This is a genomic window from Janthinobacterium sp. GW823-FHT06H09, assembly GCF_058794735.1.
In genome coordinates, this window is sequence record NZ_JBXAHC010000003.1 from 463,985 (window position 1) to 474,731 (window position 10,747).

General features: G+C 67.2%; 7 protein-coding genes. 2 read left to right on the forward strand and 5 right to left on the reverse strand.

The features are described 5' to 3' along the window. Positions 1–2: 2 nt before the first annotated feature. Both AC1Q6X_RS06935 and AC1Q6X_RS06940 read right to left on the reverse strand, forming a co-directional pair. Positions 3–1,484 (reverse strand): oligosaccharide flippase family protein, encoded by a 1,482-nt coding sequence (locus AC1Q6X_RS06935; protein ID WP_492496008.1) that lies wholly within the window; start codon positions 1,482–1,484, stop codon positions 3–5. Between the two features lie 15 nt (positions 1,485–1,499). Then, complete coding sequence (locus tag AC1Q6X_RS06940) at positions 1,500–3,584, reverse strand: glycosyltransferase (RefSeq protein ID WP_492496010.1); 2,085 nt, start codon at positions 3,582–3,584, stop codon at positions 1,500–1,502. A gap of 138 nt (positions 3,585–3,722) precedes the next feature. On the opposite strand from AC1Q6X_RS06940, the gene AC1Q6X_RS06945 reads away from it, so the two are divergent. Together AC1Q6X_RS06945 and AC1Q6X_RS06950 are read left to right on the forward strand one after the other, a co-directional pair. Beyond that, the gene (locus AC1Q6X_RS06945; RefSeq protein ID WP_492496012.1) at positions 3,723–5,021 is read left to right on the forward strand and encodes a putative O-glycosylation ligase, exosortase A system-associated; all 1,299 of its coding nucleotides are present in this window, start codon (positions 3,723–3,725) and stop codon (positions 5,019–5,021) included. Then, a complete protein-coding gene (locus tag AC1Q6X_RS06950; RefSeq protein WP_492496014.1) occupies positions 5,018–5,953 on the forward strand; it encodes a polysaccharide deacetylase family protein in 936 nt (311 codons plus the stop codon). Before AC1Q6X_RS06945 ends, AC1Q6X_RS06950 begins: the two co-directional genes overlap by 4 nt. On the opposite strand, the gene AC1Q6X_RS06955 is transcribed toward AC1Q6X_RS06950, so the two are convergent. From AC1Q6X_RS06955 to AC1Q6X_RS06965, 3 genes are read right to left on the reverse strand one after another with little or no spacing between them, the layout of a single operon-like run. Then, the gene (locus AC1Q6X_RS06955; RefSeq protein WP_492496016.1) at positions 5,862–7,808 is read right to left on the reverse strand and encodes an asparagine synthetase B family protein; all 1,947 of its coding nucleotides are present in this window, start codon (positions 7,806–7,808) and stop codon (positions 5,862–5,864) included. The genes AC1Q6X_RS06950 and AC1Q6X_RS06955 overlap by 92 nt on opposite strands. Further along, a complete protein-coding gene (locus AC1Q6X_RS06960) occupies positions 7,805–9,064 on the reverse strand; it encodes a pyridoxal-dependent decarboxylase, exosortase A system-associated (protein WP_492496018.1) in 1,260 nt (419 codons plus the stop codon). The genes AC1Q6X_RS06955 and AC1Q6X_RS06960 overlap by 4 nt, the downstream gene beginning before the upstream one ends. Further along, entirely contained in the window at positions 9,061–10,659 is a 1,599-nt protein-coding gene (locus AC1Q6X_RS06965; protein WP_492496020.1) for an acyl-CoA ligase (AMP-forming), exosortase A system-associated, read from the reverse strand. The genes AC1Q6X_RS06960 and AC1Q6X_RS06965 overlap by 4 nt, the downstream gene beginning before the upstream one ends. Positions 10,660–10,747: the final 88 nt, after the last annotated feature.

Consider the following 10,747-nt stretch of genomic DNA (forward strand, 5'->3'; position numbering starts at 1 on the left):
GGTCATCCTTTCGTGCATTTGACGGCCAGCCAACGGCCAGCCAGCTTGCGTTGCAATAACAGAAATTCGCCAGCGAGCTCATGCTTCAACAGGAACAGACCGGCCAGCCAGCACAGCAAGGTGACCAGCGCCGTGCCTGCCAGCGCCAGCAACGCCGGCGTATCGGCAGGCAGCCACAGCAGCGAAGCGACGGGCGCGACGGTGCTAAAGCCGCAGAGCAGCAGGCTCTTGCGCAAGGCCCGCGTCAGGATGCGCCAGTCGAGTGCGCTCAAGCGCCGCAGGCAGCCGTAATTGAGCCAGCTGCGCAGCACGTTGCTGAGCACCACGGCCCAGGCCACCGCCACCAGGCCGAACGGTGCCGCGGCCAGCAGCAGCGCCACTTTGATGGCGCCAGCCCAGGCATCGAGCCGCACCTGCGCATGCAGCTGGCCCGTCGCCACGAACAGGTAGCGGGCCATGCTGAACATGCTATACACGGCCGAGGACAGGCACATGATGCGGATCAAGGGCACACATCCGATCCATTGCGTGCCGTACAACACCTTGACCAGGGGCAAAGCCATGCAGGCGAGGAAGAGAAAGAACGGCCACGCCAGCGCCGTCATGTAGCTGATCGTACGCAAATACACGCGTTCCGCTCCGCCCTGCCCGCCTTGGCCGCCCCCTTCCCGTGCACGCGCCGCGAACAGGGGAAACAAGACGGGCGAAATCGCGCTGGTGATGGCCTGGTTAAAGATATTGAGCACGCTTTGCGCCTTGCCGAACAGGGCCAGGCTTTCAATGCCGATCAGCTTGCCGATGATGAGGTCCGGCGCCGCCACGCCCGCCTCGTCGACGAGGCCGCCCCCCGTCGCATACGCGCCAAAGCGGGCGATATCGCCCATGCCGCGCCGTCCCGGCAGCCACGGCAGTTCGCGGGGCCGTACCAGCAGGCTCACCAGCAGCGAAGCGCAGGAACCGGCCAGCGCCGCCCACACCATGCTCATATAACTGTAGCCCTGCAGCGCCAGCAGCACGGCCACCAGCAGGTTGACGACGCTATTGGCCGCATTGATGGCGTAAATGGCGCGAAAGCGCAGCTGGCGACGCAGCATCGGCAAGGTCAAGGCGCTGAACGGAATCAACAGGAAATTGACCGACAGCAGCCGCAGCACCAGGGTCAGCCGTGGTTCGCCATAGAAATGCGCGAGCGGCGCGCTGGCCAGCAGCACCAGGGCCGCCAGCAGCCAGGCGACGAGCAGGCTGGTGGCCAGCGCGGCCCGCAGTTTGACGGCATCGAGCTGTTTTTCCTGGATCAGGTATTGCCCCACGCCAAAGTCGCGCACCACTTGCGCCAAGGCCACCAGCACGGCGCCCAGCGAATACACACCGACCTCGGCCGGCGTCAGCAGACGCGACAGCACCATGGTGGCGATGATGCCCAGCAGCAGCACCGTGTATTTTTCGGCAAACGAAAAGAAAAACGAATGGCGGGTGGCGCTCATGCGGGCCGCCCGCGCCTACACCAGGCCGGCGTAAAATGCGCGCAGCTGGCGTTCCAGCCGCGGCATCGAATAGCGCTGCACGGTTTCCTCGCGCGCCAGCCGCCCCATGCGGGAGCGCCGGGGCGCGTCCATCAGCAGCTGCGCCACGGCCGCGCAGGCGGCGTGCTCGTCTTCAAGCGGCAGCAATAGTCCGCCTGCGCTATCGTGCAGGATATCGTGCGTGCCCGGCACGTCCGTCCCCACGGCCGGCACGCCGCAGGCCATGGCCTCGATGGTGGCGATGCCGAAGCCCTCGTTCTTACTCAGCAGTACATGCAGGTCGAAGGCCGGCATCAGCAGCTCGACGCGCTGCCGGAAACCGGCAAACACGACTCTGTCCTGCAAGCCCGTCTGCTGCGCCTGCAGCCGCAGCATCGCTTCCAGCGGCCCCGTGCCGACCAGCACTAAATATACGTTGGGAAACTGCGGCGCCAGCCTGGCGAACAGGTCCAGCAGCGCTTGCGGACGCTTTTGCGCAGACAATCGCGCCACGCAGCCGAGCACGAGCGCGTCCGGCGGCAGCCCCAGCTGCTTGCGCGCCAGCATCCGCCGCTCGGGCGAGACGATGAACGTGTCCGTATCGACGCCATTGGGAATGACGGCCAGCCGCGTTTCCGGGCTCAGCATGTCGCGGTACAGGTCGAGGAAATGCCGCATGGCCGACGGCGACACGGCATATACGCCTTTGACGGTGCGGAATGCTTCCTGCAGCCGGGGCCGCTGCCAGGCGCTGAAGGCTTCCAACGGAAACGCATTGTGCACGCTTATCACGGCCGGCAGCCGGCATTGCCGCGCCAGCCACAGGATGGACGCGCCGTAACTGGTCCAGCAAAACGCCACATGGACCAGATCCGGCCGCAGCCGCCGCAGCCGCCACGCGCCCGTGACCCTGGCGCGCAGCCAATTCCAGCGGCGCCAGGCCCAGTGTTCGAGAAACAGCGGCGGTTCATACACGCGCACCTGCAGATGCTGCGCACGCAAGCCTTGCACCCAGGCAGTAAAACCGGGAAAGCGCCGCAGCGCCAGCACGCTGTCATAGCCGTTCGCGGCCAGCATGCTCGCTTCTTGCGCCATGCGCAGCTCCATGCCGCCCAGCTCGCCCGAATAACTGCTGATGACGATGCGCGGCAAGCGTTTGCGCCGTCCCCGCCACGCTTCATGGAAGAAACCGCGCAGCCAGGCCCGTTCCCATTGGCGCAGGAACAGGTCGGCGTGGTCGCGCCGCAGCCAGGCCCGCACGGCGCCGAGCGTATCGCGCACGTATCTGCCCAGCATCCAGCGCGGCACGCCCAGCAATTCCACGCTGGGCGCCAGGGTCGCCAGCCGGCACTGGCCCCGGCCGAACAGCATGGCGCGGCGCAGTATCCAGGCGCGCCGCACTTGCGGGGCGCGGATGATGTGCGCCACCCGCGCCTGCGGACAGAACCAGGACGGATTGCCGGCCGCATGCATCTCCAGGTTGAGCCGGGTTTCGCTGCCCATGGCGTAATTCGCACCCTGCGGGCCGATGCTTTCGTCATAACGGGCGCCCGCCTCGAAGACGCGGCGGCGGATCGCCATGTTGGCGCCCCACACAAGGCCCGGATAGATGGGGGCATCGCGCAAATCGGGGCTGGTGATGCCCCACGTCAAACCGACCGGGGTCAGGCGCAGCAGCCAGTCCGCCGGCTGCTCGCGCCAGGCGGGCACGATGGCGCCGCCGAACAGGGCATAGCCGGGGTGGGCGCGCGCGCAGGCCTGCAAGCGGCACAGCCAGTCGTGCGCGGGCATGGCGTCGTCGTCGCCAAAGACGAACAGCTCACTGCCATCGCCGCCCAGGCGCAAGGCATACTCGACGGCGCCATTCAGGGCGGGACTGCGGCCGCGCCGCGCCACGTGGACGGAACTCAGGGGCAAGCGGCCGCGGAAGGCGGCGATCACCTTGGCCGTGGCGTCCGTGCTGCCATTGTCGGCGATGATGAGGCGCCAGCCGCCCACGGGCGGTCGCAAGCCCATGTAGGCGCGCAATACCTGGGGCAAGGTGCCGGCGCCATTGTAGGTCGCCATGAGAACGGTCAACAAGGACATGCCTCCTTGGTCTTACCATGACAAAACTATGTACTACAGCAGTGTTGATCCAGTGTACTGAGCCTGTCCGCCAGCCCGTTGACAGGCATCAAGACCTTGCCAACCCGGGCACAACCAGGAGCGCCCCCTTTCATGCGCGACATACTGATTACCATCATCATCCTGGGCTCCCTGCCCTTCATCCTGAAGACGCCGGCCATCGGCGGCCTGATGTGGGTCTGGGTCAGCGTGATGAACCCGCACACGCAGGGCTGGGGCTTTGCCACCCACATGCCGTTCGCCTTCATCATCGCCATCGCCACCCTGATCAGCCTTGCGATGACGCGCGAGCCGAAAAACCTGCCGCTCACGCCCGTCAGCGTGCTGCTGCTGCTGTTCGTCGCGTGGATGAACGTCACGGCGCCGTTTGCCCTGCTGCCCGAGTCATCGTGGGTGCAGTGGAACAAGGTCATGAAGATCATGCTGATGAGCTTTGTGATCATGATGGTGATACGCACGCGGCGCGACATCGTGCGCCTGGTCTGGGTGCTGGTGGGTTCGATCGGCTTTTATGGCGTGAAAGGCGGCATCTTCACCATCCGCAGCGGCGGCACGGAACGGGTGTGGGGGCCGGAAGAAACGTTTATTGGCGATAACAACGCGTTGGCCCTGGCCCTGATCATCACCATCCCCCTCATGTATTACCTGCAGCAAAACACGGAGAAACGCTGGGTGCGCCATGGATTGTCCGGCGCCATGCTGCTGTCGGCCCTGGCCGCGCTGGGCTCGTATTCGCGCGGCGGGCTGCTCGCCATCGCGGCCATGGGCCTGTTCATGTGGCTGAAAAGCGACCGCAAGCTGGTCCTGGGCGCGCTGCTCGGTGCGGTCACGCCGCTGCTGCTGGCCTTCATGCCCGAGCGCTGGGCAGAACGCATGGACACCATCAATACCTACCAGGACGATGTATCCGCCATGGGCCGCCTGAATGCCTGGCGCATGGCCTGGAACCTGGCGCGCGACCGCTTTCCCGGCGGCGGCTTCGACGTCTCCGACGCCGCCATCTTTGCCCGCTATGCACCGAACCCCATGGACGTGCATGCGGCGCACAGCATCTATTTCCAGGCACTGGGCGAACACGGCTTCGTCGGCCTGCTCATTTATCTGGCGCTGGGCGTCGCTACCTGGCGCACGGCGGCCGTCATCATCCGCCGCACGCGTGGCCAGCCGGAATTGCGCTGGGCACACGGCCTGGCCACCATGAGCCAGGCCAGCCTGATCGGTTTTGCCGTGGGAGGCGCCTTCCTCAGCCTGCTGTATTTCGACATGCCGTACTACCTGATGGCCGCCCTGATCGCCACGCGCATCGTCGTCGAGCGCGAATTGCGCGCGCCGGCCCCGACATCGCGCCAGGCCAGGGTCAAGGCCCCGTCCGCCATCGCGGAGCAGCCATGACGGCCACCCTGTCCATCCTGATCTACCACCGCGTGCTGGCGCGGCCCGACCCGCTGTTTCCCGGCGAAGTCGATGCGGCGCTGTTCGAGCGCCAGCTGCGCCTTGTAAAACGTTTTTATGCGCCGCTGCCACTCAGCGAGGCCGTGCAGCGCCTGCAAGATGGCAACTTGCCGCCGCGCGCCGCCTGCATCACCTTCGACGACGGCTATGCGGACAATGCGCAAGTCGCGCTGCCATTGCTGCTGCGCCACGGCTTGCATGCCACGTTTTTTATCGCCACGGACTACCTCGATGGCGGGCAGATGTGGAACGACACAGTGATCGAGGCCGTGCGCCAGGCGGCCGGCCCCCAGCTGGATTTGCGGGAACTCGGCCTGGACTGCCTGCCCGTCGGCAGCCTGGCGCAGCGGCAGGCGGCCATCGCCGCCTTGCTGGGCCAGCTCAAATACCTGCCGTTCGAGCGGCGCCAGCAACTGGCCCTGCAGATCCGCCGCCAGGCGGGCGCCACGGCCGGGCCGCCAGCCATGCTGAGCACGGCGCAGCTGCACCAACTGCAGGCGGCCGGCATGGGGCTGGGCGCGCACACGGCCAGCCACCCGATTCTGTCCACCTTGCCGGACCAGGCCGCGCAGCGCGACATCGCCGATGGCAAGCACCGGCTGGAAGACTTGATACAAGCGCCCGTCACCGTGTTTGCGTATCCGAACGGCAAAGCCGGGCGCGACTATGGCGCGCCGCACGTGGCGATGGTGCAAAAGCTGGGTTTCCAGGCGGCCGTGGCGACGGACTGGGGCGTGGCGCGCCCCGGCACGAATCTTGACTTGCTGCAGCTGCCCCGCTTTACGCCGTGGGATCGAGGATGCCTGGCGTTTCTGTGGCGCTTGCGGCAAAACCGCCGGCAAGCGCACCCAGCGCGCCCGGATGCTGGCTGAACCACTGTTCCAGCATCAGCAGCAGCCACACCATGGTGCCGTGATAGGCCGGGTGTTCCGCCAGCAGCCGGCACTGCAGGTCGTCGATGAAAGCGGGCCGCACGATGCCGCGTCCGCGCAGCTGCGCCAGGTTGTCGAAGGCGAAGTCGCGCAGCGGCCTGTGGCTGTGCAGCCACAGGCCGAAAGGCAAGCCGAAGCCGTGCTTTTGCTTGCGCACGATGGCCGGCGGCAGGATTTCCGCCAGCGCCCGCTTGAAGAAGGGCCGCAGCCGCCTGCCGTCGAGCTTGTCCCGCGGCGCCAGGCGCGACGCAAACGCCACCATCGCATCGTGCAGGAAGGGAAACGCCGCTTCCACGCCGGCCAGCTCGCACGCCTTGCGCACCTTGAACAGGTCGTTGTCGGCCAGGGTAAAGCGCATGTCCAGGGCCAGCAGCTCATTGATCTGGCTCAAGCCCTGGCCTTGCCGCTCCCAATACGCGCCATTCACGCAGCCGGGCGCCATGCCGGGGTCGATGGTGTCGATGAAGCCCGCTTCCAGCACCGTGCGGTAGCCATGGCGCAGCAGCAGGTTGTAGCCGTCGAGCCTGGCCGGCAGCGGCAGGCTCGCCTGCTCGATGTAGCGGCGCGCCTTGTCGCCCAGCCGCCAAGGCTTGCCCCTTTGCTGGCGGAAGAGCAGCGGCTCGAGGATGGCCTGGCGCAGCATGACGGGCAAGCGCTCGTACTGCGACAGCAAGGCCTGGTACGCATAGCGCTCGTTACCGCCAAACAATTCATCGCCGCCGTCGCCGCCCAGCAGGCGGATCACGCCATCGTCGCGCGCCATCTGCGCGCAATAGTAAGCGGGAATGGCCGAGGCGTTGCCGAAAGGCTGGTCGAAGATGGCCGCCATGGCGGGAATCGCGGCCAGCACGTCGGCTGGCGTCACGTAGCGTTCGTGGTGGATGCTGCCCGCATGGCTGGCGGCCAGGCGCGCATACGCCATTTCGTCATAGCCGGGCGCGTCGAAACCGATGGAATAGGTGCGCGCGGGCCGGCCCGTCACCTGCCTCATGATGGCGGCCACGGTGGAACTGTCCGTGCCGCCGCTGAGAAAGGCGCCCGTGCTGGCGCTATCGTTGCCCAGGCTGCTTTCCACGGCCAGGCGCAACAGGCGCAGGAATTCCTGCTTGTTGCTGGCGAAGGTGGCTCGCCTGCGCCACGATGCCGGCTCGTGGAAGGCCAGTTGCCAGTAGCTGCCCTTGCATTGCTTGCCGCCCCGTACATGCAGGTATTCGCCGGGCAACAATCGCTGCTGGCCAAGATAGGCCGTGGCCGGGCCGGGCACCATGTGGAAGTACAAATAATGATACAGCGCTTGCGGATCGAGCGCGCCCCGCACGGACGGATGGGCCAGCAAGGCATCGAGCGAGGAAGCAAAGAACAGACCCTGCGCATTGCTTGCATAGCTGAGCGGATGCATGCCGGCGCGGTCCACGGCCAGCAGGGCCGAGCCGGAAAAGGCGTCGAGGATGGCCAGCGAGAATGGTCCGGACAGGCTGGCGCAGGCGGCCACGCCCCGGCTCAGCCACAGGGACGCGAGGCGGCACGCCACGTCATCGGCCGAACCGTCGAGCATGGGCCGGCCCCAGATCGCCACTTGCAAGCCATCCTGCTGATACACGTGGCGGCTGCCGTCGATGGCGGCCACGGCCACGCCGCCCACTTCGCTGAGGCTGGCGGCCTGCGGCGCATTGTCGAAGCGCGACAGGGGCGCGGCCATGCCGGCCAGCGCGGTGGACGCGGCGCCATCGGCATCGGCGGTGGCCGGGCCCGCTGCGCCGCCCGCCGCAGCCAGCCAGCCGCACAGGCCGCTCATACGAGCACCTCGGCCGGCAGCGGATGACCGAGAAACGCCGTCGGGCTGGCCGTCAAGCCGTACGCGCCCGACTGGAACACCACCACCAGGTCGCCTTCCTCGGCGCGCGCCATCTCCATCTGGTCGGCCAGCAAGTCCAGCGGCGTGCACAGCGGTCCCACGACGGACGCCACTTCGCGCGGCCCGCCGTGCAGCCGGTTGCCGATGGCGACCGGGTAATTCTTGCGGATCAGCTGGCCAAAATTGCCGGAAGCGGCCAAGTGATGGTGCAAGCCGCCGTCCGTGACGAGAAAGACCTGGCCATGCGACACCTTGCGTTCAAGCACCTTGCACACATACACGCCCGCCTCGGCCACCAGATAGCGGCCCAGCTCCAGGTTCAGGCGCACGCTGGGCGCCGCCTGGGCCAGCAGATCGAGCTGCCGCTGCAAGCCGTCCGCGACGGGCGCCAGGTCGAGCGCCTGGTCGCCGGGAAAATACGGCACGCCAAAGCCGCCGCCGATATTCAGCGTGCGCAAGGGCGACGGCGCGCTGTCGGCCAGTTGCAGGGCCAGTTGCACGCTCATGGCCTGCGCGTCGGCCAAGGCCGGCGCCGACAAGCTTTGCGACCCCGCATACAGGTGAAAGCCGTGGAAATCCAGGCCCAGCTGGCCGATGCGCCCCAGCAGCGCCGGCACGCGGGCCGCATCGACGCCAAACGGCTGCGCGCCGCCGCCCATGCGCATGCCCGTGCGGCGCAAGGCGAAATCGGGATTCACGCGCACGGCCACCCTGGCCGTCACGCCCAGCCGTTCGCTGGCCAGCGCCGTCCTTTCCAGCTGGGCGCCCGATTCCAAGTTGATCAGTACGCCGGCGGCCACGGCCCGCGCCAGCTCGCCCTCGCTCTTGCCCGGCCCCGCAAAACTGATGCGTTCGGCAGGCATGGGCGTATCGAGCGCCGTCGCCAGTTCGCCGCCCGAGGCCACGTCGATGCCGTCGACCAGGCCCGCCAGCCACTGCACCACGGCCGGCATGGGATTGGCCTTCATCGCATAATGCACATGCACGCCGGCGGGCAAGGCAGCGCGCAACTCGGCCACGCGGCGCGTGATGTGCACGCGGTCATACGCGTAGAACGGCGTGCTGCCCACCCGCTGGGCCAGCCGGCGCAAGGGCACGCCGCCAACCTGCAGCATGTCGTTTTCCACGGCGAACTGCTGGCCCAAGGCCGCGTGCAACGGTAATTCCGTACTGTTCGAGCGAATCAAGTCCTTCATGTCGCATCTCCTGAGTGGACCGCATACGCCTGCGCCAGTTCCCTGGCCAGCAAGGGACGGTCGATCTTGCCGTTCGGGTTGCGCGGCAGCACGCCGTCGCGGATTTCCACCCACTGCGGCACCATATAGCTGGGCAGGCGGGCGCGGCAGGCGGCCAGCACCTTGTCGCGCAGCAATTCCACACCGGGTGCGGGCGTGACAAGCAAAGCGATGGCCTGGCCCAACACGGCATGGGGCAAGCCCAGCGCGGCGGCCTCGCCCACCAATCCGCTCGCATACACGACTTCCTCGATCTCGGCCGGGCTGACCCGGTAACCCGACGTCTTGATCATGTCATCGCTGCGCCCCACGAAATACAGAAAGCCCTCCGCATCGCGGCGCACGGTGTCGCCCGACCAGACGGCCAGTTCCGGCAGCACCAGGCCGCTGGCCTGCGGCGGCAGCGGCTTGAAGCGCTCGGCCGTGCGCGCCGCATCGTTCCAGTAGCCGAGCGCCACCAGCGCGCCACGATGCACGAGTTCGCCCGGTTCGTCGGCGTCGCAGACGCTGCCGTCCGGGCGCAGCACCAGCACTTCCGCGTTGGGAATTGCTTGTCCGATGGAATCGGGGTGCCGCTCCAGCTGTTCCGGCGCCAGATAGGTGGAGCGGAACGCTTCCGTCAAGCCATACATCAGGTAGACCTGCGTGCGCGGCAACGACTGGCGCAGCTTGTCCAAGGTGGAGCGCTGCATCACGCCGCCTGAATTGGTGATGTAGCGCAAGGGCGTGGACAAGGGCCAGCTCAGCTGCGACAGCTGCACCCACAGGGGCGGCACGGCGGCCAGGCCCGTGATGGCTTCCTGCTCGACGGCCTCGACGATATCGCGCAGCAGCAGATAATTCATCAGCACGGCGCAGGCGCCGCTGGCAAACGCGGTCGTCAGCTGGCTCAGGCCGTAATCAAAGCTGAGCGGCAGCACGCATAAAATCCGGTCTTCCGGCGTATTGCGCAGATAGCCCGACACGCTGAGCGCGCCCGCCAGCATGTTGCGGTGCGACAGCACCACGCCTTTCGGCCGCCCCGTGCTGCCCGAGGTATAAAGAATGGCGGCCATGTCCATGTCGATCGCCGCGTGCGGCCTGGGCGCAGCGGGCACATTGGCGGGCACTGCGCTCCACGGCAGCACGCGGACCTTGCCCAGGCTGGACTCCGCCGCCCCTTCGCCCGTCAGCAGCACCGTCTGCAAGTCCGGGCAGGCGGCCAGCGCGGGGCCCAGCTGCGCCAGGCGTTCGCGCGAGGTGACGAGGATGGCCACGTTGCAGTCGGCCAGGATGTACGCGACCTGGTCCGGCTTGAGCAGCGGGTTGACGGGCACGAACACGCCGCCGGCCGCCGCCGCGCCAAACATGGCGCTGACGTTTTCCGGGCGTTTTTCCAGGTACACGGCCACGCGCGCGCCACGCTGCAAGCCCAGGGTCAGCAAGCTGCTTGCACCATCGCGCACGGACTGCGCCAGCGCGTCATAGCTCAATTGCTCGCCCTGCCACGACAGGGCCGGCGCGTGGGGCGCGCGCTGCGCCGTTTCGAAGATCAGATCGTGTATCAATGTCGCCATCGTTTCATCCCGGGTTGTCATGATTGCCATGCATTCCCCTATGATTGGGACAAACGGGGGCTGCAGTGTTGATTTTTATCAAGTAAGC

Coding starts and splice junctions, on each gene's coding strand:
- AC1Q6X_RS06935 (WP_492496008.1), bottom strand. CDS start 1,484: ATGAGCGCCACCCGCCATTCGTTTTTCTTTTCGTTTGCCGAAAAATAC.
- AC1Q6X_RS06945 (WP_492496012.1), top strand. CDS start 3,723: ATGCGCGACATACTGATTACCATCATCATCCTGGGCTCCCTGCCCTTC.
- AC1Q6X_RS06950 (WP_492496014.1), top strand. CDS start 5,018: ATGACGGCCACCCTGTCCATCCTGATCTACCACCGCGTGCTGGCGCGG.
- AC1Q6X_RS06955 (WP_492496016.1), bottom strand. CDS start 7,808: ATGAGCGGCCTGTGCGGCTGGCTGGCTGCGGCGGGCGGCGCAGCGGGC.
- AC1Q6X_RS06960 (WP_492496018.1), bottom strand. CDS start 9,064: ATGAAGGACTTGATTCGCTCGAACAGTACGGAATTACCGTTGCACGCG.
- AC1Q6X_RS06965 (WP_492496020.1), bottom strand. CDS start 10,659: ATGGCGACATTGATACACGATCTGATCTTCGAAACGGCGCAGCGCGCG.